This window comes from Rhodococcus sp. LB1 (assembly GCF_001583455.1).
Lineage (GTDB): Bacteria > Actinomycetota > Actinomycetes > Mycobacteriales > Mycobacteriaceae > Rhodococcus_F > Rhodococcus_F opacus.
The window spans coordinates 1-26,950 of the sequence record NZ_LTCZ01000439.1; the positions used below are offsets into that span (position 1 = coordinate 1).

The window sequence follows — 26,950 nt, forward strand, 5'->3', positions numbered from 1 at the left end:
AACATCAACGCCATGGCGTTCGGTGTTCTCGACCTGTTCCAGGTGACCGTGCTCGTCTCGCTGTTCGCTCTGATCCTCGCGATGCCCGTCGCCCTCGGCATCGCGATCTTCCTCACCGAGTACTCGCCGAACTGGCTCAAACGTCCGCTGGCGTACGTGATCGACCTGCTGGCCGCCGTGCCGTCGATCGTCTACGGCCTCTGGGGTCTGCTGGTGTTCGCTCCCGCGATCAAGCCGCTTGCCATGTGGCTCAACGAAAAGCTCGGGTGGTTCCCACTGTTCGCGACAGGAAGCGGTTCCATCACCGGCGGTGGCACCATCTTCACCGCGGGTATCGTCCTCGCCGTCATGATCCTTCCCGTCATCACCGCGGTGACCCGCGAGGTGTTCGTACAGACGCCGACGCCCCAGATCGAGGCAGCACTCGCGCTGGGTGCCACCCGGTGGGAAGTGGTGCGAACCACGATCATTCCGTTCGGCAAGTCGGGCTACATCAGCGGGTCGATGCTCGGCCTGGGTCGCGCCCTCGGCGAGACCATGGCGCTCTACCTGATCCTGCGCACCACGTCGCAGCCCTTCGGATGGTCGCTGTTCGACGGCGGCGCCACCATCGCCTCGAAGATCGCTCTCGGCTACGCGGAGTTCAACAACAACATTCAGGCCGGCGCCTACATCGCCGCAGGTCTGGTGCTCTTCGTTCTCACCTTCGTCGTGAACGCCGCGGCCCGCGCCGTGATCGCAGGAAAGAAGGACTGACCCATGACCGCGACACTCGACAAGCCGGTCAAGGCCCCCACCTTCCAGGGGGTCGGTGTCCGCCGACGCATCATCGATCTGACCGCCACCGTCCTCGTGACGCTGGCAGTGCTCGTGGCGCTGGTCCCGCTGGTGTGGGTCCTGGTCACCGCAGTCATCAAGGGAATCCCTGCCCTGACGTCGGCCACCTGGTTCACCCACTCGCTCAGCGGGCTGACGTCCTCGGCGGCGGGCGGCGGCATCTATCACGCGCTGATCGGCACCATTCTGCAGGGAATCGTCTGTGCGGTGCTGTCCATTCCTCTCGGACTGTTCGTCGCGATCTATCTCGTCGAGTACGCCGACCGGAAGTCGCGGCTGGCGAAGCTGACCACGTTCATGGTCGACATCCTCAGCGGTGTCCCGTCGATCGTGGCCGCCCTGTTCATCTACGCCCTGTGGATCGCGACGTTCGGTTTCCCCAAGTCCGGCTTCGCGGTAGCACTCGCCCTGGTGCTGCTGATGGTTCCCGTCGTCGTCCGCAGCACGGAGGAGATGCTCCGCATCGTTCCGCAGGATCTGCGCGAGGCGTCGTACGCGCTGGGCGTTCCGAAGTGGAAGACGATCGCCAAGATCGTGCTGCCCACCGCACTGCCCGGCATCATCACGGGCGTCATGCTGGCGCTGGCCCGGGTGATGGGCGAAACCGCGCCGCTGCTGATCCTCGTGGGTTATGCACCCTTCATCAATTTCAATCTGTTCGGTGGCGAGATGGGCACGCTGCCCGGCGTCATGGTCGCCGAGATGAACAACCCGACCGATGCCGGTACCAACCGCATCTGGGGCGCGGCGCTCACGCTGATTCTCCTCATCGCCATCCTCAACATCATGGCCAAGGTAATCGGCCACTTCTCACAGGTCCGCAGCAAGTGACACATAAACTCGATCTCGAACACCAATCAGTAGGGAGCCGGTAATGGCCAAGCGTCTGGATCTCAAGGACGTCAACATCTACTACGGCAAGTTCCACGCCGTCGCCGATGTCGGGCTGTCCGTCCCCCCGCGGAACGTGACCGCCTTCATCGGTCCCTCCGGCTGCGGCAAGTCGACGGTGCTGCGTTCGCTGAACCGCATGCACGAGGTGACTCCCGGTGCGCGCGTGGAGGGTTCGATCCTGCTCGACGGTGAGGACATCTACGGTTCCGGCATCGACCCGGTCGGCGTCCGCAAGACGATCGGCATGGTGTTCCAGCGTCCCAACCCGTTCCCGACGATGTCCATCAAGGACAACGTGGTGGCCGGACTGAAGCTGCAGGGCGAGCGCAACAAGAAGCGTCTCGACGAGGTGGCCGAGCGGTCGCTGCGCGGCGCCAACCTGTGGACCGAGGTCAAGGATCGTCTGGACAAGCCGGGCGGCGGACTGTCCGGCGGTCAGCAGCAGCGTCTGTGCATCGCCCGGGCCATCGCGGTCTCGCCCGACGTCCTGCTGATGGACGAGCCCTGCTCGGCGCTCGACCCCATCTCGACCCTCGCGATCGAGGACCTGATCACGGAGCTGAAGAAGGACTTCACGATCGTGATCGTCACCCACAACATGCAGCAGGCGGCGCGTGTGAGTGACCAGACCGCGTTCTTCAACCTCGAGGCCACCGGCAAGCCGGGGCGCCTCGTCGAGATCGACGACACCGAGAAGATCTTCTCCAACCCGACGCAGAAGGCCACCGAGGACTACATCTCGGGCCGCTTCGGATAGACCGAGCACACGAGAACGCCCCGACCGGAGATCCGGCCGGGGCGTTCTCGTGTCCGGAGACGGCGGCATCGGGCGAACGAACGGGACGCTCGTACGGTCAGGCCGTACGAGCGTCCCGTTCGCGCGAAAAGTGTTGGCGGAGTTCTACAGTTCCGGGTACGAGGTGAGACTGTCGGCGTCGGCTACGGCGGTCTCGGTGTCGTCGGGCAGCTTGCCGGTGACGAGGAAGATCACCCGGCGGCCCACCTCGACTGCGTGGTCGGCGAAACGCTCGTAGAAGCGGCCGAGCAGGGTGACGTCGACCGCAGCGGCCACGCCGTGCTTCCACTCGCGGTCCATGAGCACGGTGAACAGGTGACGGTGGAGGTCGTCCATCGCCTCGTCCTCTTCACGCAAGCGGGCGGCCCGCTCGGGGTCACGGGTCTCGAGAACCTCGCGGGCAGCGGCGCCGATGGAGACGGCGATGCGGCCCATCTCGGCGAAGTAGCCGTTGACCTCTTCGGGAAGCACGTGGTTGGGATGTCGGCGGCGCGCGATCTTGGCGACGTGGAGAGCCAACGCACCCATGCGGTCGATGTCGGCGACGATCTGGATCCCGCTGACGACCGAGCGGAGGTCGCCGGCGACCGGTGCCTGCAGGGCGAGGAGGGCGAACGCCCGCTCCTCGCAGATGGTGCTGAGCTCGGTGATCTTGTCGTGCTCGCCGATCACCTGCTCGGCGAGGGAAAGATCTGCCTGGAGCAGCGACTGGGTGGCGCGCTCCATGGCGACCCCCGCAAGCCCCGCCATCTCACCGAGCAAGTCGGCAAGCTCGGTCATCTGTTCGTTGTAAGCCACGCGCATGAGGTCACAGCCTACGGTGCACGGGAAACCAAGGCACGATCACACGGTGAACGCGGGGTGAACGACGCGACCCGGCGGGCGCTCATTCGCAGGACGTGTCGCCTGCGTTCACAACCGCGAGGTCCGCGGGGATTTCCACGTCCTCGGGCTGGCCGATTCGCACGTCCGACATACTGAGCGGTGTGTCGATCGGGCTCGGTGTCTGGACGGTCCCGGAGAAGTTCGAACCGAGCGCGACCTCGACGACCGTCCCGAGTCCGGTGGTCGACTCGAGCACCGCACCCGGGAACGACGACGCCAGGGTCGCCGCCTCGGCTTCGTGGCCCGGCGAGAACCGGACGACGGTCTCGCCGCTTGTTCCCGTGTAGTTGCCGACGTTGTAGATCTGGAACCCCTCGGCGGCCAGCGAGTCGGCCACGGTCGCGGCCAGTCCCGACTCACCCGATGCGTTCGACACCTGCACGGTCACGCTGGACGGGTCGACGGCCTGGACCGACAGCGGCGCCGGCGCGGCCTGCGGTTCGGGGGCGGAGGGCAGGGGTTCCGCACGCTTCTCGCCGGGCAGCGCCTCGTCGTCGATGATGGCGCGGAAGATGGCCTTGATGTCGTCGGTGCGGGGAATCTCGTTGCCCCACTCGGTGGTGCCTGCGGTGGGCACCGTCAGGAACGTGACCGCGCCCGCGTCGACGTTCTGCAGTGAGCGTCCGAGCGTGACCAGTGACTTCGTGTCGATGTTCTCGACGAACGTGTCGCGGGTGAACGCGTTGATGAAGCCGTTCAGTTTGCTGGGATTGAGCAGTACCTGACTGGACAGGGCGCCCCGCAGCAGGGCGGACAGGAATCTCTGCTGACGGTTGATGCGGCCGTAGTCGCCGTTGCCCTCCGCCTCGACATGTCTGGCGCGGACGAAGTTCAGTGCGGTCTTGCCGTCGAGCATCTGGGTGCCCGCCTCCGGCAGCACGGTGCCGAGGACGCCGTCCTCGAGCGGCTGGGTGGTACAGACCTTGACCCCGCCGATCTCGTTGACCATCGACTCGAAGCCGGCGAAGTCCATGCCGACGAAGTGGCCGATCTTCAGACCCGACATCTTCTGAATCACCTTCACCAGGCACTTCGGTCCGCCGAGTGCGTAGGTGGCGTTGAGTTTGTCGCCGTCGGCGGCGGGAAAGGTTTCCTCGGTGTAGGTGCCGCTGGCGTTGTCCCAGCCCTGGCAGACGGGCCGCTCGACATCGAGGTCGCGGGGGAACGACACCGCGACCACCCGGCTCCGGTCGGCAGGGATGTTGACGAGCATCACCGTGTCGGCGCGGGATCCCTCGGCGTCGTCGATGGTCCCGGCACCCACTTCGCCGCTCGCGCCGGCACGGGTGTCGCTGCCGACGATGAGATAGGTCTCGTCACCGGTCTGCCCGACGGCGTCGACGATGTCGGTCGACTCCGTGTCGAGTGCCGCGATCTGGTCGAACTTGCCCTCGGTGGAGCGGAGGTAACCCCAGACGATGCCGGTTCCGGCGAGTGCGACCACCGCCACGAGCGCGACGACGGCCCGTCCCGCTGCACGCAGACGCTTGCGTTTACGGGTCTTGTTGAGGGCCAGGCGGGTGGTGCCCGGGTTGCCGACCACCTGCGGTACCGCGGTGGTCTCGGCGGAATCCGCGACCCATTCGGGCTCGGGCGTGCTCTGCGGGGGCTCCGGCTCCGGCGGCGGAGGCGCGGCAGGGGTCTCCCGCGGCGGAATCCCGGGAGGCGGCGGCTGCCGCTCGTCGATCGGGTCAATGATCTCCGTTTTGTCCGGATCGTCCGGCTCGCCCGGTTCTTCCCCGGAAACCTTCTTCACCAGGTCTGCGACGGAGAGCGCTTCGGTGGGTCCACCCGCGGCCCGGCGGCCGATCCGGCCACTGTCGTGGCGGGACGGTTCGGTGCGTTCTACCTGCGCACGGCGCTCGGGTGGCGCGGTCCGTTCGGGTGGCGCGGTCCGCTCGGGCGGTGGCTGCCGCGGCGGGAGTCGCCGCGGCCGTCCCGACTGGGCTTCTCGGTAGCTGGGATCCGCGAGAGGACGCTCCCAGGGGGCGCGGGATTCGGGAGTCGGTGAGTCCGAGCTGTGATCATCACCCACCGATGCAACCTGACCTCTCCGCCGACTCCGACCTCCGTCGGCCTCGACGGATTCCAGCCATAGTACTTATCGAGCGTCGGGGCTCCACACATGTAGCGAGGTGACGCGCGTTCGTGCTGCTAACCACCAGAATGCATGAGGTCGGCGCCGGCGGGTACCAGGCAGTCGTCGGGGTCGTCGAGCCATCCCTCGGGGAGCGCGACCGTTCCGGGTGACCCCTGCCGTCCCCGCGGTCCCTCGGCGTCCTTGGGGAACGGGATGGTCGGATCGAGCTGAACCAGGAGGTCGTCGAGTTCGGTGAGGGTGCTCACGAGGGCCATCGCGACCCGCAGCTCGGACCCGGCGGGGAAGCCCCGCAGGTACCAGGACACGTGCTTGCGCAGTTCACGCAGGCCCTTGTCCTCGCCGTGGTGATCGGCGAGGAGTTCCGCGTGCCGGCGGATGATCGTGGCCACCTCTCCGAGATTGGGCGGAGTGGGCTGCGGGTTTCCGTTCAGTGCGGCGCTCAGCTCCGCGAACAGCCATGGGCGCCCGAGGCATCCGCGCCCGACGACGACGCCGTCGCACCCGGTCTGTTCCATCATGCGGGCCGCGTCCTCGGCGGCGAAGATGTCGCCGTTCCCGAGGACGGGCACGTCCGTGACGTGTTCCTTGAGCCGGGCGATCTCGTTCCAATCGGCCGTGCCGGAGTACCGCTGCGAGGCGGTACGCGCGTGCAGTGCGACCGCGGCGGCGCCTTCGCCTGCGGCGATCCGGCCGGCGTCGAGATGCGTGTGGTGCTCGGCGTCGATGCCGACGCGGAACTTGACGGTCACCGGGACGTCGGTGCCCTCGGTCGCCTTCACTGCCGCCGCGACGATCCGGCCGAACAGGGTGCGCTTGTACGGCAGCGCCGCGCCGCCGCCCTTGCGGGTCACCTTGGGAACCGGGCAGCCGAAGTTCATGTCGATGTGGTCGGCCATGTTCTCGTCCACGATCATCTTGGCCGCGGCGTACGTGGTGTCGGGGTCGACGGTGTACAGCTGCAGCGACCGCGGGGTCTCGGTCGGGCCGAACGTCGTCATGTGCAGGGTCGCGGGCTGCCGTTCGACCAGTGCACGGGCGGTCACCATCTCACAGACGTACAGGCCGGACGTGCTGCCCGCGCGCTCCGTCTCGAGCTCACGGCACAGCGTGCGGAACGCGACGTTGGTGATCCCGGCCATGGGGGCCAGAACCACCGGGCTGCGCAGCTCGAGCGATCCGATACGAAGGGATGACATTGACGACCTCTGGGAAAGTGCTGGAACAAAAACTGTGCCCGGTACCGAATCCGGTACCGGGCACAGGATAACTGTTTACGTCACGAAGCCTTCTGCTCGCGCTTCTTGGCCTCGCGGGCCAGCATGCGGTCGCGCTGCTCCTCGAACTTGGTGGCCTGGCCCTCGAGGTTCTCGAGGAACTTGCCGAGGCTCTCGCGGACCTCTTCGCCGCGGGCGGTGAAATCGGTCCGCTCGAAGATGTTCCACTTGCGCAGGACGGGCATCACGACCTCTTCGAGGTGCTGACGCAGGTCGTAGATGCCGTGCTTGGCCATGAGCACACCGTTGCGCCGGAAGTTCGGCATGCCGGCGCCCGGCATCTGGAAGTTCTGGACGATCATGTTGATGGCCTCGAGCGCCTGATCGGGCGAGAGGTCGAGGGCAGCGCCGCACATGTTGCGGTAGAAGATCATGTGCAGGTTCTCGTCGGCGGCGATGCGCTGCAGCATCTTGTCGGCGATCGGGTCCTTGCACGCCTTACCGGTGTTGCGGTGGCTGACGCGGGTGGCGAGTTCCTGGAACGTCACGTACGCGACGGAGTGGAGGAAACCGGCATCGACGTCGGCGGGGGAGGCGAAGCCGTTCGTCATGTGCTCCATGCGGAAACGCTCGAGCTGGACGGGGTCGACGGCGCGGGTCACGACGAGGTAATCGCGCATCACGATGCCGTGACGGTTCTCCTCGGCGGTCCAGCGACCGACCCACGTTCCCCACGCGCCGTCCTGCGAGAAGTTCTCGGCGATCTCGCGGTGGTACGACGGCAGGTTGTCCTCGGTGAGGAGGTTCGTGATCATCGCGGCCTTGGCGACCTCGTCGAGGTGCGACTGCTCGGGATCCCAGTCGATGCCGCCCATCGCGGCGAAGTTGCGTCCTTCGTCCCACGGAACATAGTCGTGGGGATGCCATTCCTTGGCCATGGAGATGTGGCGGTTGACGTTCTCTTCTGCAACCGGCGACAACTCCTGCAGCAGTTCGAGTTGGGTCAGATCCCTCGCCATGTGTAATGCCTCCAGTAGCTCAATTTGACTTTGTTCAGCCTACGGCACCGTAAGTAGGTTGGTAAACGCCGTCGGCGGCCCGGGAACCGTCCAAGTTACCGATCCGTAATGGATCTTCCGGGATGTGTCGCCGCCACGCGGCGAACCGTTACATGACAGTGTACTGATGAGCGTGCGTGTGCGGTGACCAGCGTAATCATCGCAGGGAGAGATCATCACAGCGACGCGCGGACAGTTGTGGACGATCACAGATTTGTCGGTCTCCACAGATTCCCCGCCGTAACTCGAGCCATGTCGGCGGTTGCGCGGAAACCCGTTCGTCCGAGCTGTCGGTCTCCTGGGAATTCGATCCACCCCAGGTGTGAATATCGCCACCCGGGCCCAGTCCGCCGCCCGCACCCTCTCCGAGCAGGCCACCCAGGACCCAAGGCGCGCCCGCCGACGAGCGTCGGCAGCGCCGACTTCACCGCGGTCTCGGCGGTGGGAAATCCCGCTTATGTCCGTTATGCCGGTTGCGGTCGGTCTGGGCGCTGCCGACAATCGTCACATGGGCAACAACATGAGCCGCCTGGAACAGATCGTCGCCGAGTTGCCCGAAGCCGTGCGCGTGGACGTCGCCCAATGGGACGGACACCCGACGTTCCGGGTGCGGGGGAAGAACTTCGTGTTCAGTGACGTGGAGGCCACCCGGTTGACGGTGAAGCTCACCGTCGACGAGGCCGAGGCGGTCGTCGCAACGGAACCAGGGGCCGAGCCCGCGGGATACGGTCTCGGTAGACACGGCTGGATCGCACTGGACGTCGCGGACGCGGACGAGCCTCGGTGGGAACAGCTGCGTGAGTGGATCAGGACGTCGTACACGCTCGTCGCCCCGAAGCGACTGGCCGAGCAGGTGCTGGACGAAGAACCGTTGCCGACGCAGGGAGACCAGTCATGACGACCGAGGACAGCGCATCCACTTCCACACCGGCGAAATCGGGCCTGCCGGCGTGGGCCAAGAAGGCCATCGGCATCGCAGTCCTCCTGGTGGTACTGGTCATCGCCTACTTCATCCTCGCGGCCTACCTCCCGCGGGCGTGGGCCCAGAACGTGGGCGGACTGGCGAACGGCAGCTTCGGCGGCGGCATCCTGTGGGGACTGTTGTTCGGCACCCTGTGCACCCTCCTGCCGCTGCTGCTGGTCCGCGGAGCGTGGCGGCTGTTCCGCCGACGCCGGTTCAAGCCGGTGCAGATCGTGTTGTTGATCCTCGGTGTCCTGGTGGTGCTGCCCAACCTGCTGACGCTCAGTGTGGTGCTCGGCGGCAACAGCGCAGCGCACGCGGGCGAACGGATCATGGACGTCGACGCGCCCGGATTCCGCGGCGCGTCACTCGCCGGCGCCATCATCGGAGTGGTGCTGTTCCTCGGCGTCGCCGGAGTCAGCTTCACGTACCGCAAGCGCGGCGAGGATCTCGCCGAGATGCGAAGAGACACGAAAGCGAAGGACGGACAGGTGGGCGACGGGCCGCCGGCCGGACCGTCACCTGCCACGCCCTAGCGCATTCACCACACGAGCACGGGCTTGATCACCGTGCCCGCGGCCTGATCGGCGACGGCGCGGTTGATGTCGTCGAATCGATACTCGGTGACGAGACGGTCGTACGGGAACTTCCCGTCCGCGTGCAGCGCCAGCAACTGCGGAATGAACTGCTGCACCGACGAATCGCCCTCGACGCAGCCGCGGAGGGTCTTGCCGTTCAGCATCAGATCCTGAATGTTCACCGCCATTTCGGGTGCGCCGAGGCCGACGACCACCGCGCTACCCCGCGCGCGCAGGGACGACAACGCCTGGCCGACGACGGCGGGGATCCCCGTCGTGTCCAGGGTGTGGCTGGCGCCGCCACTCGTCGCCGCACGGATCGCGGCGACCACGTCCTGCGAGCCGGGATCGATCGCGACAGCGCCGAACTCCTCCGCGAGCGCGCGTCGCGCGGGTACCGGATCGACGGCGAGAAGCGTTGCGACGCCGACTGATCGGGCTGCGAGCAGCGCGGCGAACCCGACACTGCCCGCGCCGAAGACGACCACACTGGAATCGCGGCCCGGCCGGAGCACGTTCAGTACCGCGCCGGCACCCGTCTGGAACCCGCAGCCGAGCGGCGCCGCGGCGGCCAGGTCGACGGACTTGTCGACGACGACGACGTTGTCGGCCGTCGCGAGGACGTGCTCGGCGAAGCTGGACTGGCCGAAGAACGCGGCGCGCACGGACTCGCCGTTCTGGGTGACGGTGGCCGAACCGTCCACGCGTCGGCCCGAACTGTTCAGCCGGTGCGCGTCGACGCAGTACGCCGGACCCGCGCTTCGGCATTGGTTGCAATCGCCGCAGTGGCGGTAACTGAGAATCACGTGATCACCGGGCACCACCCCGCTCACGCGTGACCCGACGTCCACGACGATCCCGGCACCTTCGTGCCCGAAGACGGCGGGGCCGGCGGCGCGGGGGAGGGCCGCCTTGGTGAAGAGGTCCGTGTGACACAGGCCGGTGGCGACGATGCGCACCAGTACCTCGTCCGCGCGGGGCTCGTCGAGTTCGACGGTCTCCAGCGTGAACGGAGAATCGGGTCCGCGTGAGACCGCTGCTGTGACCTGCATTGGAGCTCAGTCTCTTTCGAGCAGGAAGTAGTAGTGCCGACCGCCGTCGAGGACCAGTGCGGACTTGCCGTTCATGATGCCCATGAGGGTGGAGTCGTCCACCTTCTTGAAGTGATCGAAGATGGGTGCGCCGTCGTACACCATGGTCGCGGTAACCTCACCCCGGAACTCGACGTTCCACAGGCTGGCTTCGCCGTTGCCGCCCTTGACGTCGGAATAGAAGTTGCCGTCCGCGTCACGGCAGATCAACGGCTTCGCGTCCTCGAGGGAGTGGAACGTCTTTCCGTGCCAGCGGCTCGCGAACAGCTTCTCGTGGAGGCGGTGTCCGGTGGCGAAGTCGTCGCCCTTCCAGCTGCCGAGGATGTCTTCGGCCCTGACGGTGTCGAGCGCCGCCCACACGGCGTCGAGTTCGTCGGGGGAGACGCCGCTCTCGCGCCCCCGGAGCTCGTGGAACGTGCTGCGGGCCTGATCGATGTCCATGAAAACGGTCCTTGGGGTGAGGGGTGCGAGCTTCACGAACCAAATTGTTCGTCAACTGCGCACGCTACGCCGAACCAGATGGTTCGGCAACGGGCAATTTAGGATGTCGGAATGCGAACTGCGGGAGAAGCCACACGAGAGCGGATCCTCGCCGCGGCCAAGGAGGAGTTCGCCCGCCACGGAGTCGCCGGAGCCCGGATCAACCGCATCGCGGAGGCGGCCCGAGCGAGCAAGGACCGTCTGTACGCGTACTTCGACAGCAAGGAAGCCCTGTTCGACGCCGTCATCGCGCAATGGATCGCCGAGACGACGGAACAGACGGCGTTGCGGGGCGACGATCTGCCGGGCTACGCGGGCCGGTTGTTCGACGACTATGTGGCGCACCCCGAGAACGCGAGGCTGCAGAAGTGGGCCGACCTGGAGGTGCGCGAGCAGATCGCGGACGGCGATGAGCGGATCCGCACGCTGCGCCCCAAGATCGCCGAGATTCGGCGTGGGCAGCAGGAGGGATTCGTCGACCCGTCGTGGAACGCAGGCGAGCTGCTGCTCGTGATCACCGACATCGCCCTGTCGCTGGCCACCGACCGTGGCGGCCGCAGGCCGGCGGGGGCAAAGTCGGGGGAGCGCACGGTGGCGCAGCGGCGGCAGACCACTGTCGAGGCGGTTCGTCGTCTGATCGGGGCGCCTGCGGCGGCGGAAGCGCCGGGCCGCTAATGAGTGCTCGTGCCCCTTACCCGGCATGGTGCCGAGTAAGGGGGGAGTGCCCCCAGTAGGGCTCGAACCTACGACCTGCGGATTAAAAGTCCGTAGCTCTACCAACTGAGCTATAGGGGCGCGGGGCCAGAGTCTAGTGCGCAGACAGTGACCGAGAAAACAGGACCCCCGGCACGGCGCGCCGCGTGGGGGTGAAAAGGGTCGGCTCGGGTGCGCACCCCCTGCAGCGCACCCGAGCCGAACCAAATTATACCACTTGGTGTGTTTTCGGCAGCGGTCCGGTTTCAACTCCATAAAGGTCTTCAGGTTGGTTTCTAAGAAGTTTCCATGATCTACAGACTGCTCTGTCGGTTCTTTCAAAACGGGGATACTGTTATGTGTGGCTCCATGCTCGTCCCCGAAGGGCGAAAAGCGGGGTTACTACATCTGGGAGAGGGATTCACCGTCATGGCACGTCAGCAGGAGCGTGCGCGACGCACTCGCGCTGCACTGGTGGAGTCGGCCGCGATCGAGTTCGCGAAGCGCGGCTATGCGGCGGCGTCGGTCAACACGATCCTCGAGGGCTCGAACGCCACCAAGGGGGCGATGTACTTCCACTTCCAATCGAAGGAAGAACTCGCCCGGGCCGTCCTTCGATCCGGAGTGGAGCAATTCACCGCCCTGACCGACAGGTGGACGAGTCGCGCGGACATCGGGCCGTTCGAAGCCCTTCACGGTTTCGTGATCGACCTGGCGAAGCTGTTCCATTCGAGCGTCATCGTGCGGGCCGAGTTCCGGCTGATCGTCGAACCCGAGTTCTATCCGGACGTGCAGTCCGGTGGCTCGCAGGTGTGGGGGCGCACCGCACACGAGTTCGCGATCCGCGCTCAGCGCGACGGTCTGCTGCGTGCCGACGCCGACCCCGAGAAGTTCACCCGGGTCCTGGCGGCGGCTCTCGCCGGCCAGCGGTACATGTCCGACATGACGGCACTGGAGGGTGACCTCGGCGAGCGGTTCGCGGAATCGCTCGAAGTGATCCTCGAAGCGATGGCTTCACCCGAATGGCTGGAGAAGTTTGCGCGGGAAGGCTGGCCGGATTCCGGTTCAGAACTGCCCGATTCGTAGTCTGACCTGGCGATTTGGGAAATTCTCGATCCGTGTCCTAAGCTATCCAAGCTCCCAACGGAACGCCGTTGAGGTACTGGTTCGGAGAAATCCGGCGGGCCCCCTTCGTCTAGCGGCCTAGGACGCCGCCCTTTCAAGGCGGTAGCGCGGGTTCGAATCCCGTAGGGGGTACGTTTGACCGGTGTCGAGCATGCGGTATGGTTCGACGGCAGTAAAAGTGACACGCAGTAACGCTTTACACTTGTAAAGCACAGCAGGACAAAGCAAGGCCCTGTGGCGCAGTTGGTTAGCGCGCCGCCCTGTCACGGCGGAGGTCGCGGGTTCGAGTCCCGTCAGGGTCGCAAGTGTGTTGCCGATACCGAGTATCGGCAACACAATGCGATAGGCATTCGGTTCGGGTGCCGTCCGGCCAGGTAGCTCAGTTGGTACGAGCGTCCGCCTGAAAAGCGGAAGGTCGCCGGTTCGATCCCGGCCCTGGCCACCACGATTCACCGAAGCTCCGTTGTCGAGAACGTCGACAGCGGAGTTTTTTCGTTTGCCCGCGTGGCTACGGGGCGATCCGCAGTGAGTCGACGAGGCCGTCGCTGAGAACGAACTCGTACCTCAGTTCCACCGGGCTTCCGGGGAAATTTCCTTCCACTGTGGTGGTGACCACGTAGCTGTCGTCGGCGACCGTTTCCGTTCCGGTCACCTCGACCGTGTAGGTGTATTTCGATTCGAGGTCCCTGCGCCATTGCCGGATGCCGTCGCGCCCGCGGACGGTCCGGCCTTCGTCGGTCACGGCCCCGTGCTCGGTGAAGCACGCTGTGAGCGCATCGAGGTCTCCTGCGTCGGCTGCCCGAAAGTAGCGCGTGACGATCTCGGGCGTCGTGGTGGTGCTCATGGTGTTCTCCCTGTTCCTGCCTGGGTGTTGTCCTGCCTGTGTGGCAGTCCGCGTCTATAGCGATGCTATAGAAGTAGCATAGCGGTGTGACAAAGAAGAGTGTGGCCGGTGACGCCCGAGACCGTCTGCTGAAGGCGGCGGCCCAACTGCTCGACGAGGCCAAGGGCACGCCCGTGTCCACCCGCGCCGTCTGCGACCTCGCCGGCGTGCAGGCCCCGACGCTGTACCACCACTTCGGCAGCAAGCAGGGCCTGTTCGACGCGGTCGTGGAGTACGGGTTCGGCCAGTACGTCCGGGCCACGAACCAGCGGGGGGACGACCCGGTCGACGACCTCCGGCACGGCTGGGACGATCACGTCCGCTACGGGCTCGACAATCCCTCGTTCTACGTCCTGCTGTACGGGCAGATCGCCCCGGGCAAGCCGTGTGCGGTGACGTCCGTCGCCGAGACGAGGCTCCTCGAGTTGCTGACCGAGATCGCGCAGCAGGGACGGCTGCGGGTGACGCCTGCGGTCGCCGCCGGGCAATTCGTGGCGGCGAACGTCGGCATGACTCTGCACCTCATCGCGCAGCCGGAGGGCCGGGCCGACCTCTCGCTGTCACGGGCACTGCGCGACAACGTGATCGCCGGGCTGATCCGGCCTGCGCCCACTGTGCGGTCGGAGGCCTCGCGAGAGGTGGTCGAGAACGCGGACGCGCTCGCACGCGCCCTCGACGCCGACGCGGGGCGGTCCGGGTTGAGTGCCGGCGAACTTCTCGTGCTGCGGGAATGGCTCGACAAGCTGGCGGCAGCGACCTAGGACTCCGAGCGCCGCCGTAGGGTGTCGAAGATCTCGCGGTAGTGCAGGTGAGCCATGAAATGACCACCGGGGCGGATGTTCAGCGTGGCGCCGGGAATGCGGCGGGCGAGCTCGGGCGGCCAGAGCGTGGGCACGAGTTCGTCCTCGGTTCCACCCCAGACGTCGACCGGCACGATCAGATCCTCCGGCGCGAACCCCCACGGCCGCATCCACGCGCGGTAGTCCTCCACCATCCCGGGCGCCGTCCGGAGAGCCTCGCCGGACATGAGCGAGAAGTTCCGGACGGGTTCGGAGCGGAGAACGGCTGCGTCCGCGGCGCCGAGGTCGCGGGCGCCGAGTCGCCGGAACAGCCGCGGAGCACGCAGCGCGACGGCGGCCATGACGCGAAAGCAGATCCGCGCGACCAGCGGGGCGTACTGGGACAGCCGGGTGAACGCGCGGTCCCCGGCAGGAAGCTGGGCGAACACCCCGGGTTCGGTGAGGGGCAGGGCCCCGGCGATCACCGCGATACTCGTCACGCGCGCCGCCACACCGGAGCCCACCGCGAGCGCGTACTGTCCGCCCATCGACCACCCCATGACTCCGAAACGGCCGACGCCGAGGTGATTCACGAGGTCTTCGACGTCCCGGGCCCAGTCGAGGACCGTCCGGCCCGGCTGCGGATCCGACAGTCCGATCCCCGGACGGTCGGGGGACAGGAGACGGATGCCCGCGTCGCGAGCACTCCGGTCGGCGGCCGCGACGTCGAGGCGGCCGGCGAGCCCGCCGTGGGCGTTCACGACGGTGAATCCGCGGGGGTCGCCGTACTCCGCGAAACCCATCAGGCGTCCGTCGCGCAGCCGGATCACACGATCCTCGGGTCCGACATGAACTCTGGGCACGGGAACCTCCGGCGGTCGAGGCGAGTCTATCCGGGGGAGGCCCACGCAATCCGGACATCGTGACGACCGGAACCGGTGCCGTCGCCGGACGGCACCGAGGTGACTGTCGCTAGGCTGACGTCCATGAGCAGTGCTGAAGAGCCGCTGACGGCGGGCCGCGACGGGCTACTGTCGTTGCTTCGCAACGGGCAGCTGCCCTCGCGTGGGGCCAAGGCCCCGCAGCGGGAGCGTTACCAGCGGATCGTCGCCGCAGCGATGGAACTCGCCTCCGAGGGCGGGTACGACGCCGTGCAGATGCGGGCCATCGCCGATCGGGCGGGCGTCGCGCTGGGCACCGTGTACCGCTACTTCCCGTCGAAGAACCACATGCTGGTGATGGGCCTGTTGATGGTGTTCGAGGGGATGCGGTCCCGGTTCGAGGACGTCGCGATCCCGGGGGACACGCCGTCGGAGCGGATCCTGTTCGTCCTCCGGAAGAACACGGAAGTCCTCGAGAAGGACCGGCCGCGCTACGAGGCCCTGGTGCGCGCGTTCATGTTCGCGGATGCGTCGGCCTCGGCCGAACTGGATGCGTTCGGCGCGCTGATGACCGAAATGTTCGCCAAGACCATCGGTGTCGAGCACATCTCCGACGACCAGCTGAACGCCATCCGTGTGATCGGCGACGTCTGGATGTCGAGCCTGGTGTCCTGGGTGGCCGGCCGCATCTCGGTGGACGAGGTGATGGCTCACCTCGGGCTCGCGGTCCGTCTCGTGTTCCGGCGCCTCGGCGGCTGATTCGTCAGCCGACGCGTCCGAAGTAGGCGTCGCGAATCACCGCCCGGTCATCGATCTCGCCTGCGTCCGCATCCATGACGACGCGTCCGACGTCGAGGACCGTGACGTGGTCGGCCACGCTCATCGCGGCGTCGACCGCCTGCTCGACGAGGAGCACCGCCAGCCCCGCTTCCTTGAGGGCGGTCACGCGTTCCATCACTTCGTTCACGATCACCGGCGCCAGCCCCCCGGAAGGCTCGTCGAGCAGAAGCAGTGTCGGTTCGGCCATCAGCGCCTGCCCGATCGCCAGCATCTGCTGCTGCCCGCCGGACATCGCACCCGCGAGCAGGTCACGTTTCCGGCCGAGGACGGGGAACAAGTCGTAGATGCGCGCGACCTCCTCGCGTACGGCCGACCGTCTCATCTTGCGGACGTACCCGCCGAGAATCAGGTTCTGTTCCACGGTCTGCCGGTGGAACACCCTCTTGCCCTCCTGCACGTAGGCCATCCCCTGGCGGACCCTCCGGTGCGGCGCCACCTTCGAGATGTCGCGGCCGTCGAACTCGATCGTCCCGGCCGAAACCTTGTTCAGTCCCGAGATGGCACGCAGGGTGCTGGTCTTCCCTGCACCGTTCCGCCCGAGCAGCGCGGTGACCTTGCCGGGCCACACGTCGAGCGAGACGTCCCACACCACCCGGAGGTCGCCGTAACCGGACTGCACATTCCGCAGGCTCAGTAGGGGCTTCGTCGTCTGCTCGCTCATGAGGTCGCCTCTCCGGCCAGTTCCGTGCCGTCGGCGACTACGCCGAGGTATTCGCTGAGTACGCGAGGGTCGTGTTCGATCTCGGACGGCGCACCCACCGCGATGACGCGTCCCTGGGCGAGCACGACGATGGTGTCGGCGAGTGCGAGTACCAAGCGGAAATTGTGCTCGACCAGCACGATCGTGCATCCGGCATCGCCGAGTTGCCGGATCAGGCCGGCAAGCCGTTCCACTTCGTCCTCGTCGAGGCCGGACGCCACCTCGTCGAGCAGGAGAAGCCGTGGCTTCGCGACCACCGACCGGGCGACCTCGAGTAGCCTCCGCATTCCCAGGGGCAGTGCGGTGGCGGTCTCGTCGCGCAGATGCGACAGCCCCACGATGTCGAGTGCGCGTTCCGCCTCGGCGACGTCGCCGACGCGGACCTTGTGGTGGCGGGGAAGCCGCAACACGGTCGACAACATCGACACTCGATCGGTGCTGTATCGACCCGAGGCCACGGCCTCGAGAACGGTGACGCCGTCGGGGATGTCGGGTGTCTGGAAGGTTCGTGCCACGCCGCATCTGGCGACCTGTTCCGGCGCCCTGCCCTGGACTTCGTTGTCACCGATCAGGATTCGTCCGCTGTCGGGACGGTAGAACCCGCAGATCATGTTCAGCATCGTGGTCTTGCCCGAGCCGTTCGGCCCGATCAGTGCGGTGATGCTGCCGGGTTCCGCACGCAGCGACGCATTGTCGAGCGCCTGGTTGCCGCCGAATGCCTTCGAGATGCCGTCGACCACGAGTGTCCGACCCGACATCGGTTCCATCGCAGACCGGCCCGTGTCCGCGTGGCGGGTTCCCGTTCGCGTGCCGGTCAGGCCTGCCGCCCGGTCCAACCGGGCCGCGGCCTGCTTGGCGACTTTCGCGAGGCCACCACTGAGGAGGACGCCGCCGAGAATCAGGAATCCACCGTAGAAGACCAGCGCATACTGCTGGAACTCGGACGATTGGTTGGGGCCGAGCTGCATGATCGCTGCCCCGATCGCCGCGCCGTAGACGCTCGTCGCACCGCCGAGGATGCACGCCGCCAGAACTGCTGTCGCGAAGGTGAATCCGAACGCCTCCGGAGAGACGTACATGTCGATGTTCGCGAACAATGCGCCTGCGAGGCCGGCGGGGAACGCGCCGATCGCATAACCGAGAAGTTTCATCCGGAACACCGAGATGCCCACCGAGGAGGCCAGTACCGGGCTCTGTTTCAGTGTGCGGAACGCGATACCGTGCCGGGAGACCACCAGGTTGCGCATGACCGTGAACCAGAGGATCGCGACGATGACGACGACCATGTAGAACCTGTCCGCGTCCACTACTTCACCGAACAGGGTTGCCGGTTCGATGCCGCTGAGTCCGTTCCGGCCACCGGTGGTATCCCCGAAGACGGCAATGATGTCCGGGACGAGGAGAACGAGGAAGAACGAGGTCATCGCCAACGACCAACTACCGAGACGCAATCCGGGGATACCGGTGACGATGCCCACCGCGAGCGCGACCAGACCCGAGGCGATCAACTGCAGCACGATGTCCGTGTAACCGGCGATCGACATCAACCCGGCGGTATAGGCCCCGGCCGCGTACATCGCGGCCTGGCCGAGCGCGAGTTCACCCGCATAGCCGAGACTGAGGTTGAGTCCGCTGACGACCAGCGCGAGGATGCAGGCGAGTTGTACCTGGCGGGACAGCGCGAAGTCGAGACCGAACTCCGGCAGGAACAGCACGAGGAGGCCGACGGTGAGCGGGAAGAGCCAACTCGGAACCGATCGAATCAGGCGCCACAAGGACATTGGTTACACCACCCGTTCCCGCACCCGGCCGAACAGTCCGGCCGGACGCACCATGAGGATCGCGATGAGGACCACGAAGACCGCGATGTTGCTGTACTGGCTACCCAGCTCGAGAGCTGCGAACGACTCGACGAGACCGACGGTGAGACCCCCGACCAGTGCGCCGGGGAGCGAGCCGAACCCGCCGATCGCCAATGCGACGAAGCCCTTGATGGCCAGCGCCGAACCCAGTGTGGCCACCGCGAACGTCTTGGGACCGACGAAGAGCCCGAGGAAGCCGGCGAGAGCGCCGGAAAAGGCGAACGCACCGAGGGCGAGCGCCCGGACGTTGACACCGCGTAGCAGGGCCGCTTCGCGGTCCTCGGAGATGCCCAGGAGGGCGAGACCCGTCATGGTCCGTGTGCCGACGCGGCCGAGGACGACCACCAGCACGATCGCCAGAATCAGCAGCACGATCTCGACCGGATAGGTGCGGCCGCCGAGTACCGTGATCGGATCGTTCGAACCGAAGAACGGGACGGTGAGCGGTTCGCTTCCCCAGATCAGCTGCGTCGCACCGTTGATCAGAGTCGCGGCGCCGAGCGTGGTGACGAGCTGATTCTGGGGATCACGGACCGGCCGGACTGCGACGATCTCCTCGATGCCGGCCAGGATCGTCACCGTGACCGTCGCGATCACCGCGACGACGAGGACCGGCAACTCCAGGGTGACCAGTCCGGTGTAGGCGACGAAGGTTCCGACCATCATCAGCTGGGCCTGAGCGAAGTTGAACGTGTGGGACGAGATGAAGACGATGTTGTAGCCGATCGCTACGAGCGTGTAGACCGCCCCCAGCGCGAGGCCCGACCAGACAATGGTCACCGGGATCTCCTGTGGTCGAGGGTCACGCGCTCGGGTTTCCGTACTGGCCGTTGAGGAGTGGGCTCGGGGGCACGAACGTGTACGCTTCGTCTCCCGGTTTCGATGCGTGGGAGTCTGCCGAGAAGTGGTAGGACGGGGAGAACGCGGTCTCGGCGCTGTCGAGGACTTCCTGGTTCTCGAGCGCATCGGCGAGGGCTTCGGGATCGGACGAGGATCCGGCCTTGTTCGCGGCGGCCACCACGAGGGGCAGTGCGTCGTAATTGTCGGCGAGGATCAGCGTCGATGGGATGTCGCCCATGGCCCTCATGTTGTCGACCATGGTGTTGACCGCGGAGTCGTCGGCGTCGTAGACGGTACTCGAGAGGACGTGCATGACCAGATTCGCCGTTGCCGGAGTGCCGAGCACACCTTCCGGTGCAGCCTTCGAGACCAGTGACGTTCCCGCGACCGAGGTGTTTCCGACGAGCGGAATGTTCCAGTCGAGCCGCTGAAGGCTTGCGAGAAGGTATCCGAGTGGTGCCCCGTAGGCGTCCACGACGAGCGCCTGCGTGCCTCGGTTCTTCAGCGATTGCAACTGTGCCGTCATGTCGAGGGCTGCGGTGTCGTACTCCTCGGATCCGGTGCTACTCACACCTTCACCGCTCAGCGCGTCTTCCATCGCCTGTCCGAACACTTCACCGTAGGCGCTGCTCCCGTGGATGACGCCGACGGACTGATATCCCTTGCCCTTGATGTATCGCGCGATGGTCTCGGCGTTCTCGGCCGGTCCCGACGCGAGGTCGAAGTTGAGCGGGTATTTCTCCGGATTCGCCGAATCCTCGGTGGGCCCGATGTTGAACGAGAGGATCTTGTTCTGCGCGAGGATCGGCAGGGTCGCGGTAGTGATGGTCGACGGGCCGGAGTTGAGAAAGAGGTCGGGCTTCTTTCCCGACGCGATGGCCTCCCGCAGCTCGGACACGGCCGTGGTGGCGTCGCCCGCGTCGTCGACCACCGTGATCTCCACTTGGCGTCCGCCGACTCCGCCGGCCCTGTTCACCGCCTCCGCGCTTGCTTTCGCTGCGAGCACGGACGTCTGAGCATTCGCGGCGAGCGAGCCCTGCCCGCTGATCCCGCCGGTCACGAGCACCCGATACGGGCCACCGGCGGCGTCGGCGTCGTCTGCGTCCGCGCCGGAACAGCCGGTGAGAGCGAGTGCGGTCACGGCGAGCGCCGCAGTGAGAGCTGAGGATCGGATTCGCATGGGCGCCCCTTTGACGTCACGGAAAGCAAGCAAGTGCTTGGTTCGGCAAAAGGTAGCAGAACTAACGGTCGATGTCCGCCGAATGTCCCACTCGGCGGGAGGATCTGGACGGGCCGAGTCAGCGGAACGACTGCCGGATCGCCGGTTCTCGCCGCTCGAGGATGGTGGCGGTGTGCTGGCGCACCATGCTGTCGAGGTGCTCACCCTGCGGTGCGAGCCAGAAGTCGCCCCGGTCGATGCCTGCGAAGACCAATGCCGCGAAAGTGTCTGCGTCGAGACCGTCGGTACCGAGCAGGTCGCGCATCTGCGCGACCATCCGATCGACGGCCGGATGGGAGACCGTCCCGAACGGGTTGTCGAAGACGGACGTGATGACGGGCCCCGGCGCGAGCACGCTCGCGGACACCGGGGCGCCCACCATGCTCAACTCCATCTGCAGGCACTCGGTGATCGCGACGACCGCGAACTTCGATGCGCTGTACGGCGACATCATCGGACCGGGCGCGAATCCACCGACCGATGCCGTGTTGACGACGCGTCCGCCGCCGCCCTGGTCGATCATGCGCGGAACGAATGCCCGGATCCCGTTGACGACACCCGTGACGTTGACACCGAGGGTGACGTCCCAGTCGGATTCGCCGAGTTGCCAGAGGAATCCGGCGCGCATGATTCCGGCGTTGTTGAAGAGCAGGTCCACCCGGCCGAACGAGTCGTACGCGAGATCGGCCAGGGCGTGCACGGACCCGGAGTCCGCGACGTCGGTCGCGCACGTGAGGGCGGCTCCGCCCAGGTCCGCGGCCAGACGGTCCAATGCGGCCGTGTCGATGTCGGCGAGGATCACGGCCATACCGCGGGCGTGCGCGTGCCGGGCTATCCCCGCCCCGATTCCCGAGGCCGCGCCGGTGACGACGACAACCTGCTTTTCCTGTGTTTCCGGTTCCGTCACGGCTCGACCGTAGGACCGTCGTCGGCCGCCTCGGCCCGGGTTTCTCTCTCAGCGGGACGTATTCACGTGCCGCGACGCCACAGCGGTTCGAGGTCCGGGCCCTCGTCGCCCTGCTGCTGCGCACCCCGGAAGCGTGCCGCGAAGACGATCCAGCCGATGGCGGCCATGAGCAGGAAGCTGACCAGGCGGTAGACGACGATCGCGGACACCGCCTCGGCGCCGGTCATTCCGCTGGCGGTCAGTGCAGGGACGAGCACGGCGTCCATGACACCGAGCCCTGCGGGCAGGAGTGGGATGGCCGAACCCGCGGCGTTGCCCGCCGCGTACGCGACGGCGAGTCCGGCGAACCCGGGATGGGCGCCGACCGCGTAGCACGCGAAGGCGAGGCACGAGGCGTCGGCGATCCAGTTGAACAGCGACCACCCGAACGCGCGGGCCGTGTCGCGGCGATCCATCCGGACAGCGCTCATCTGGTTCACGATGTGCTTCCACTGGCGGACACCGGTCAGCGGAGGCTTCTTTCGAAGCGCGTTGAATCCGCGCAGCGCGGTGACGCCGACACCTTCGAGGGCGTCGGGCCGCGACGCGGCGTACTGAGCCACGACGAGGAAGGCGCACAGGCCGCCGAACGTGAAGATCAGCGAGAACGGGTTGGTCTTGGCCCCCACGAGCAGTGCGCCCGCCAGTCCGACGAGCGCCAGGCCGATGGCCTGGAGGACGCCGGCCATCACCAGTTGCCACGTCGCGACCACCGGTGACGCCCCCCAGAGGCGCGTCTGCCGGTACGTGAACGTCGTCGCCAGAACCGGGCCGCCCGGCAGCGTCACGCTCATCGAATTGGAAGCGAACGTCACCGCGAGGGACTGCCGCTGTCTGACGTGCACATCCGCGACGCCCAGCAGGCAGCGCTGGACCCGGGCGAAACTCGACATCGACGCCAGCGATGCCACGACGGCCGCGGCCACCCATCCCCATTGGAGGTCGCCGAGGTTCTGGACGCTCTCGGAGAGGTCCGGCCAGATGAGGACGATCTCCACCGCGAGCACGACGACGAGCAGGCCCCCGATCACCCATTCGACTCGACGCCTGCGGGGCGTCGGGCGGGTGTCTTCGGCGTCAGTCATACGCGTCCATTACACATGGCCGGTGATCACACCGTGTATCCGCCGTCGACGTCGAGTTTCTGTCCGGTGACGAAAGCGGCCCGGTCGCTCGCGAGGAAGCAGACCGCCTCGGCGACGTCGGCGGCGGTGCCGAACCGGCGTAGCGGTATCCGGCTCATGGCGGCGTCGAGTGCGCGCTGATCGAGTTCTTCGGAGTTGATCAGCCGCTCGGCCATGCCGTCGGTGAGCATTCCGGGGCCGACCGAGTTGAAGCGGACGCCGTAGCGGCCCTCCTCGGCGGCGAACCCCTTGACCAGTTGTTCGATCGCGCCCTTGGTGCCCGGCGACAGTCCGTCGCGCACCGGATATCGGCTGGTGGCCGCGGTCGTGACCGCGACGACGGAACCGGACGCTTCCCGCAGCGCGGGGAGGGCGGCCTTGACGACGGTGAAGAAGGCGACCGCTTCCTGTTCGAGGTGCTCGGCGTAGTCCCGGGGAGCGACCTCGGACAGGTGGATCATCGGAATGTGCGGTCCTGCGGCGTGAACGAGGACGCCGAGGCCGCCGAAGTGTTCGATGGTCTGTTTCACGACACTCGTGACGCGGGGCTGGTCGGTGAGGTCGGCGGAGAACGACTGCGCTCCGACGCCGCGGCTTTCCAGTTCGCCGACGAGGTCCGCGGCGACGTCGGCATTGGATCGGTAGGTGATGGCCACGTCGTGGCCGAGGGTCGCGAGTTGTCGTGCGATGGCGGAGCCGATGCCGCCGGTGCCGCCCGTGACCAGTGCGGCGCAGCGACGTCGGGGGGTGCTGGTGGCGGGTGTCGCCATGAGGAACTCCAAGCGTGTGAGGAACGAGCGTCCCTAACCTAGCAACTGCTTGGTTTTGGTGTGCGGGAACGGTTCGCCCCGGCCGAGCGCAGCCTAGCCTGGCTATCCGACCAGGCCTTTTCGTCTTAGCCTGAACGCATGTCAGCAGAGAACGCCGAGCGGGCCGAGCCCTCGCGGCATCCAGACGAACCGCACGCACCCAGTCTGGCGAGCCGCCTCAACTGGTTGCGGGCCGGGGTCCTCGGCGCCAACGACGGCATCGTGTCGACTGCAGGCCTGGTGGTCGGGGTGGCCGCGGCCACCACCGAACGATCGGCGATCTTCACCGCCGGATTCGCGGGTCTCGCGGCCGGGGCGGTGTCGATGGCCCTGGGCGAGTACGTCTCGGTGAGCACCCAGCGCGACACCGAACGCGCTCTCCTGTCGAAGGAACGCCGCGAACTCACCGAGACCCCCGACGTCGAGTTCGAGGAACTCGTCGCGATGTACGAGGCCAAGGGGCTGAGTGGCGACACCGCCCGGACGGTTGCGCGCGAACTCACCGACCACGATGCGTTCGCCGCCCATGTGGACGTGGAACTGGGCATCGACCCGGACGACCTGACCAACCCCTGGCAGGCTGCGGGATCCTCGGCGCTGTCCTTCACGCTCGGCGCCCTCGTCCCGCTGCTGGCGATCCTCGTACCGCCTGTGCACCTGCGTATTCCGGTGGCGTTCTTCGCCGTGCTGGTCGCGCTGGCCCTCACGGGCACCGTCAGCGCGGCTCTCGGCGGAGCACAGCGAACCCGCGCAGTGCTCCGCGTCGTGCTGGGCGGGGCACTCGCGATGATCGTCACGTACGGCATCGGCCAGTTGGTGGGGACGGGCATCGCCTAGCTTCGGGCGACCGTCACTCGCTCCGGCAGATCATGACCGGACACGTCGCGTGGTGGAGCAGATTCTGGCTCGTCGAGCCCATCAGCGCGCCGAGCAGCGGTCCTCGGCCGTGACTGCCGACGACGATGAGCTGGGCGTCCCCAGCATGCCGCAGGATGACGTCGGCTGCGGCGCCCTGCTCGGCCACCCTCGTCACGGACACGTCCGGGTATCGTTCCGATTCGCCCGCGAGGCCCTCGGAGAGCAGTGCCTCTTCTTCCTGCTTCACCGCGTCCCAGTCGACGAGCATGCCGGTGCCGCCCGCGCCGAGCGTGGGGGAGCCCTGCCACGTGTGGACGGCGCTCAGCGGCGCCTCGAAGAACGACGCGAACTCGAATGCGTGGGCCACGGCGTCGCGGCTGAGGTCGCTTCCGTCGACCCCGACCACCACCGGACGCTGGTCGGGTGTGGTGACTTCACCCCGGAGAACGATCACCGGGCAGGGTGCGCGGTTGACGACGTGCAGCGCCGTCGAGCCGAGCAGCACCGAACGGATCGCTCCCGTTCCCGTGGATCCGAGCACGATCAATCGCGCCCAGTCGGCGGCCTCGAGCAGCGCGGTGCCCGCCGGACCGGGACTGATGGTCGTCTCGATCTCGAGACCGGGGAACTTCGGTCCCAGTAGCCGCTTCGCCGTCCCGATGATGGCCTCGCCGTCCTCGCGCAGCTGACTGAGGAACTGCGACTCCAGCATGATCGCAGCGGGGCTGTACAGCGGCCCGTCCTGCGGCAGAGCGTGCACGAGCGACAGCGTGGCACCCCACTTCGACGCGACTGCGGCGCCCCACAGGGCGGCGGCGGTGGAGGCGTCGGATCCGTCCAGGCCGACGACGACGGAATGACTGGCGGGTGTGCTCACGTCTGACTCCCTTCGCTCACGCTGTTGGGTACTCCCCGACTGTGCCCTACTTCCAGACTTTTCGGGCCGCCTTCCTCGCGGTCTTCCACTCGGGTTTCACCAGCGGCGTCAGGGTGTCGCCGCGATCGAGCTCACGCTGCAAGAGCATTCCGAGGCCCAGGCTCGACTCGGCGGAGTGCTGATCCTCCGCGACCATCGCGAGGATGTGGTCCCGTGCGACGACGGCGTCCTGGTACTCGCCGAGCACGTCCTGGAAGCCCTTGAACTTCGTCTGAGCGCGGCCGGAGGCCTTCGGTGCCAGCGACCGCGTCGCCTCGATCGCATAGCGCATTCGCTTGGCGCGCTTGCGCGCTCGGTGTGTCAGTTCGTCGCGCTCGCCCCGGGTGGTCGCGGCCGTCGCCTTCCGCACGCGCTTGCGGACGGACTTCGACAAGGTGCGCAGGGATTTCGCCACGGCCTTCTTCGAGGGCTCGCCGCCCCCGGACGCCTCGACGGCGACGAGGAATGTGTCGAGCCCGGCGAGCAGGTCGAGGTAGCGCTGGGAGTTGAGGGCAGCCAGGGCCGCGGGCCGGGCCGTCGCGGCGAGTCCCGAGAAGTATTCGTCGAGGCGCGCCCGCACGACCTCGCGATCGGGTATTTCCTCGGCGCCACCCAGCCGGTCCACGAGCCGGCTCCACTGCACCTCGGTGTCCCGCGCCGAGCCGAGGGCCTGACCGACCCAGCGGAGTTCGACGATCAACTCGTCGACGGTTTCCTGATCGCGCAGGCTGGACCCGTACACCTGGAGGACACTCCGGATGCGCCGGGCCGAGACCCGGAGGTCGTGGACGGACTCCTCGAGGTCGCGCCGCACGCCGAGGTCGGCCGTCACGAGAGAATCCTTCTGCGTCGCCAGGTACTCCAGCAGCAGTGTCCGGGGAGTGGACCCCTTCTTCCTGCGCGCGGGGCGCGGGGTGCCGGTCACCGCGTCGCCGAGCGCCCGCCGCAACTTCGACGGCGCGTTCGACCGAGCTATCCCGGCGTCCGTCAGCCGGGAGTCGATGGCGTCGAACAGGTTTCGGTCTCCGGCCGCGAGCTCCACTTCGATCTCGCGCCACACCCGCTCGTCGGATCCGGTCCCCGTCTCGGGGACGGCGGCGATCACGACGTCCGAGACGACCTCGGCGAGCGTCGTCCCCGCCGCGTCCACGAGCCGCTGCCGTTCGCGATCGGTGCTGACGAGCGCGACCGGGTTCAGGGCGGCGCCGCGGGTGACGGCAGTGAGCAGTTCCGCGAATTCCCGGGGCACGTCCGTCTCGGGGAGCTCGGCGTCGGGCGCCAACTGCAACTCGGTCCGCTCGTCCGCGCCTGCCGGGATCTTCAGGTGCCAGCCGGCGTCGTCGCCGCCTTCCCGGCGGCGGAGGGTGATTCCGGCGCGCAGCAGCAGAAGTTCGCCCGTGTCGTAGTACAGGGCGGACAGCTGAACGGTGTCGCGCCGCGGTTCACCGTCCACACCGGGCAATCCCGAGAGGCTGGGTATCTGCTGCTCCGAACCGGCCTCGTACTTGCGTTCCACTTCGGAGACGGACGTCGCGGTACTCATGTCCCCATCCTTCCGTCTGACCGGCCCGGGGGAAAGA

The 26,950-nt window shown here is 67.1% G+C and carries 27 protein-coding genes and 4 tRNA genes; 13 read left to right on the forward strand and 18 right to left on the reverse strand.

Annotated features, from left to right (window positions below):
• From pstC to pstB, 3 genes are all read left to right on the forward strand, one after another.
• Positions 1 to 756 (forward strand): phosphate ABC transporter permease subunit PstC (gene pstC / locus AZG88_RS46985; RefSeq protein WP_061701438.1); only part of this gene is annotated, 756 nt, incomplete at its 5' end.
• A 3-nt stretch (positions 757 to 759) separates the two neighbouring features.
• Positions 760 to 1,668, forward strand: coding sequence for a phosphate ABC transporter permease PstA (gene pstA, locus AZG88_RS46990; protein ID WP_005244344.1), 909 nt, complete (start codon positions 760 to 762; stop codon positions 1,666 to 1,668).
• Between the two features lie 43 nt (positions 1,669 to 1,711).
• Entirely contained in the window at positions 1,712 to 2,488 is a 777-nt protein-coding gene (gene pstB, locus AZG88_RS46995; RefSeq protein WP_005244341.1) for a phosphate ABC transporter ATP-binding protein PstB, read from the forward strand.
• A gap of 144 nt (positions 2,489 to 2,632) precedes the next feature.
• Here pstB and phoU read toward each other — a convergent pair whose 3' ends face one another.
• The 4 genes from phoU to AZG88_RS47015 all read right to left on the reverse strand — a co-directional run bounded on the left by phoU (position 2,633) and on the right by AZG88_RS47015 (position 7,746).
• The gene (gene phoU / locus AZG88_RS47000) at positions 2,633 to 3,331 is read right to left on the reverse strand and encodes a phosphate signaling complex protein PhoU (protein ID WP_005254798.1); all 699 of its coding nucleotides are present in this window, start codon (positions 3,329 to 3,331) and stop codon (positions 2,633 to 2,635) included.
• An 82-nt stretch (positions 3,332 to 3,413) separates the two neighbouring features.
• Complete coding sequence (locus AZG88_RS47005; protein WP_025431877.1) at positions 3,414 to 5,447, reverse strand: LCP family protein; 2,034 nt, start codon at positions 5,445 to 5,447, stop codon at positions 3,414 to 3,416.
• 119 nt (positions 5,448 to 5,566) lie between these two features.
• Complete coding sequence (gene dusB / locus AZG88_RS47010; RefSeq protein ID WP_005244337.1) at positions 5,567 to 6,709, reverse strand: tRNA dihydrouridine synthase DusB; 1,143 nt, start codon at positions 6,707 to 6,709, stop codon at positions 5,567 to 5,569.
• 80 nt (positions 6,710 to 6,789) lie between these two features.
• Entirely contained in the window at positions 6,790 to 7,746 is a 957-nt protein-coding gene (locus AZG88_RS47015; protein WP_061701439.1) for an acyl-ACP desaturase, read from the reverse strand.
• A gap of 496 nt (positions 7,747 to 8,242) precedes the next feature.
• Between AZG88_RS47015 and AZG88_RS47020 the strand changes: the two genes are divergently transcribed.
• Both AZG88_RS47020 and AZG88_RS47025 read left to right on the forward strand, forming a co-directional pair.
• On the forward strand, positions 8,243 to 8,683 hold the full coding sequence (locus tag AZG88_RS47020; protein WP_005244335.1) for an MmcQ/YjbR family DNA-binding protein: 441 nt from the start codon (positions 8,243 to 8,245) through the stop codon (positions 8,681 to 8,683).
• Positions 8,680 to 9,282 carry a hypothetical protein gene (locus AZG88_RS47025; protein ID WP_005244334.1) on the forward strand — a complete coding sequence of 201 codons (603 nt, stop codon included), beginning with the start codon at positions 8,680 to 8,682 and terminating at the stop codon, positions 9,280 to 9,282. The genes AZG88_RS47020 and AZG88_RS47025 overlap by 4 nt, the downstream gene beginning before the upstream one ends.
• Positions 9,283 to 9,287: 5 nt before the next feature.
• On the opposite strand, the gene AZG88_RS47030 is transcribed toward AZG88_RS47025, so the two are convergent.
• Both AZG88_RS47030 and AZG88_RS47035 read right to left on the reverse strand, forming a co-directional pair.
• The gene (locus AZG88_RS47030) at positions 9,288 to 10,376 is read right to left on the reverse strand and encodes an NAD(P)-dependent alcohol dehydrogenase (RefSeq protein ID WP_061701440.1); all 1,089 of its coding nucleotides are present in this window, start codon (positions 10,374 to 10,376) and stop codon (positions 9,288 to 9,290) included.
• 6 nt (positions 10,377 to 10,382) lie between these two features.
• On the reverse strand, positions 10,383 to 10,856 hold the full coding sequence (locus AZG88_RS47035) for a DUF4334 domain-containing protein (RefSeq protein ID WP_061701441.1): 474 nt from the start codon (positions 10,854 to 10,856) through the stop codon (positions 10,383 to 10,385).
• Between the two features lie 111 nt (positions 10,857 to 10,967).
• On the opposite strand from AZG88_RS47035, the gene AZG88_RS47040 reads away from it, so the two are divergent.
• On the forward strand, positions 10,968 to 11,570 hold the full coding sequence (locus AZG88_RS47040; protein WP_061701442.1) for a TetR family transcriptional regulator: 603 nt from the start codon (positions 10,968 to 10,970) through the stop codon (positions 11,568 to 11,570).
• Between the two features lie 47 nt (positions 11,571 to 11,617).
• Here the strand turns inward: AZG88_RS47040 and AZG88_RS47045 are convergent.
• Positions 11,618 to 11,690, reverse strand: a tRNA-Lys gene (locus tag AZG88_RS47045).
• A gap of 327 nt (positions 11,691 to 12,017) precedes the next feature.
• On the opposite strand from AZG88_RS47045, the gene AZG88_RS47050 reads away from it, so the two are divergent.
• The 4 genes from AZG88_RS47050 (at position 12,018) to AZG88_RS47065 (ending at position 13,158) form a co-directional block, all read left to right on the forward strand.
• Complete coding sequence (locus AZG88_RS47050; RefSeq protein WP_025431879.1) at positions 12,018 to 12,674, forward strand: TetR/AcrR family transcriptional regulator; 657 nt, start codon at positions 12,018 to 12,020, stop codon at positions 12,672 to 12,674.
• 98 nt (positions 12,675 to 12,772) lie between these two features.
• Positions 12,773 to 12,845, forward strand: a tRNA-Glu gene (locus AZG88_RS47055).
• 96 nt (positions 12,846 to 12,941) lie between these two features.
• Positions 12,942 to 13,015 (forward strand) — tRNA-Asp (locus AZG88_RS47060).
• A 66-nt stretch (positions 13,016 to 13,081) separates the two neighbouring features.
• Positions 13,082 to 13,158, forward strand: a tRNA-Phe gene (locus AZG88_RS47065).
• Positions 13,159 to 13,221: 63 nt separating this feature from the next.
• Here AZG88_RS47065 and AZG88_RS47070 read toward each other — a convergent pair.
• Positions 13,222 to 13,557 (reverse strand): nuclear transport factor 2 family protein, encoded by a 336-nt coding sequence (locus tag AZG88_RS47070; protein ID WP_005244325.1) that lies wholly within the window; start codon positions 13,555 to 13,557, stop codon positions 13,222 to 13,224.
• 86 nt (positions 13,558 to 13,643) lie between these two features.
• Here AZG88_RS47070 and AZG88_RS47075 point away from each other — a divergent pair, with 86 nt between their 5' ends.
• Entirely contained in the window at positions 13,644 to 14,357 is a 714-nt protein-coding gene (locus tag AZG88_RS47075; protein WP_231914460.1) for a TetR/AcrR family transcriptional regulator, read from the forward strand.
• Here the strand turns inward: AZG88_RS47075 and AZG88_RS47080 are convergent.
• A complete protein-coding gene (locus tag AZG88_RS47080) occupies positions 14,354 to 15,205 on the reverse strand; it encodes an alpha/beta fold hydrolase (RefSeq protein ID WP_025431881.1) in 852 nt (283 codons plus the stop codon). The two genes, AZG88_RS47075 and AZG88_RS47080, sit on opposite strands and share 4 nt — an antisense overlap.
• Before the next feature lie 156 nt (positions 15,206 to 15,361).
• Between AZG88_RS47080 and AZG88_RS47085 the strand changes: the two genes are divergently transcribed.
• Entirely contained in the window at positions 15,362 to 16,015 is a 654-nt protein-coding gene (locus AZG88_RS47085) for a TetR family transcriptional regulator (protein WP_005244320.1), read from the forward strand.
• A 4-nt stretch (positions 16,016 to 16,019) separates the two neighbouring features.
• On the opposite strand, the gene AZG88_RS47090 is transcribed toward AZG88_RS47085, so the two are convergent.
• From AZG88_RS47090 to AZG88_RS47120, 7 genes are all read right to left on the reverse strand, one after another.
• Positions 16,020 to 16,757 (reverse strand): ABC transporter ATP-binding protein, encoded by a 738-nt coding sequence (locus AZG88_RS47090; protein ID WP_005244318.1) that lies wholly within the window; start codon positions 16,755 to 16,757, stop codon positions 16,020 to 16,022.
• On the reverse strand, positions 16,754 to 18,577 hold the full coding sequence (locus AZG88_RS47095; protein ID WP_005244316.1) for a branched-chain amino acid ABC transporter ATP-binding protein/permease: 1,824 nt from the start codon (positions 18,575 to 18,577) through the stop codon (positions 16,754 to 16,756). The genes AZG88_RS47090 and AZG88_RS47095 overlap by 4 nt, the downstream gene beginning before the upstream one ends.
• A 3-nt stretch (positions 18,578 to 18,580) precedes the next feature.
• Positions 18,581 to 19,438, reverse strand: coding sequence for a branched-chain amino acid ABC transporter permease (locus AZG88_RS47100; RefSeq protein WP_061701443.1), 858 nt, complete (start codon positions 19,436 to 19,438; stop codon positions 18,581 to 18,583).
• Positions 19,439 to 19,460: 22 nt separating this feature from the next.
• Complete coding sequence (locus AZG88_RS47105; protein WP_061701444.1) at positions 19,461 to 20,678, reverse strand: ABC transporter substrate-binding protein; 1,218 nt, start codon at positions 20,676 to 20,678, stop codon at positions 19,461 to 19,463.
• A gap of 118 nt (positions 20,679 to 20,796) precedes the next feature.
• Positions 20,797 to 21,624, reverse strand: a complete 828-nt coding sequence (locus AZG88_RS47110; RefSeq protein WP_061701445.1) for an SDR family NAD(P)-dependent oxidoreductase — start codon at positions 21,622 to 21,624, stop codon at positions 20,797 to 20,799.
• 62 nt (positions 21,625 to 21,686) lie between these two features.
• The gene (locus tag AZG88_RS47115; RefSeq protein ID WP_005244308.1) at positions 21,687 to 22,748 is read right to left on the reverse strand and encodes a lysylphosphatidylglycerol synthase transmembrane domain-containing protein; all 1,062 of its coding nucleotides are present in this window, start codon (positions 22,746 to 22,748) and stop codon (positions 21,687 to 21,689) included.
• A 26-nt stretch (positions 22,749 to 22,774) separates the two neighbouring features.
• A complete protein-coding gene (locus AZG88_RS47120; RefSeq protein ID WP_005244307.1) occupies positions 22,775 to 23,557 on the reverse strand; it encodes an SDR family NAD(P)-dependent oxidoreductase in 783 nt (260 codons plus the stop codon).
• Between the two features lie 138 nt (positions 23,558 to 23,695).
• On the opposite strand from AZG88_RS47120, the gene AZG88_RS47125 reads away from it, so the two are divergent.
• Positions 23,696 to 24,433, forward strand: a complete 738-nt coding sequence (locus AZG88_RS47125) for a VIT1/CCC1 transporter family protein (RefSeq protein ID WP_005244306.1) — start codon at positions 23,696 to 23,698, stop codon at positions 24,431 to 24,433.
• Positions 24,434 to 24,446: 13 nt separating this feature from the next.
• Here the strand turns inward: AZG88_RS47125 and AZG88_RS47130 are convergent, their stop codons facing one another.
• Together AZG88_RS47130 and AZG88_RS47135 are read right to left on the reverse strand one after the other, a co-directional pair.
• Positions 24,447 to 25,331 carry a universal stress protein gene (locus tag AZG88_RS47130; RefSeq protein ID WP_005244305.1) on the reverse strand — a complete coding sequence of 295 codons (885 nt, stop codon included), beginning with the start codon at positions 25,329 to 25,331 and terminating at the stop codon, positions 24,447 to 24,449.
• A gap of 46 nt (positions 25,332 to 25,377) precedes the next feature.
• On the reverse strand, positions 25,378 to 26,913 hold the full coding sequence (locus AZG88_RS47135) for a CYTH and CHAD domain-containing protein (protein ID WP_061701446.1): 1,536 nt from the start codon (positions 26,911 to 26,913) through the stop codon (positions 25,378 to 25,380).
• Positions 26,914 to 26,950 lie beyond the last annotated feature (37 nt).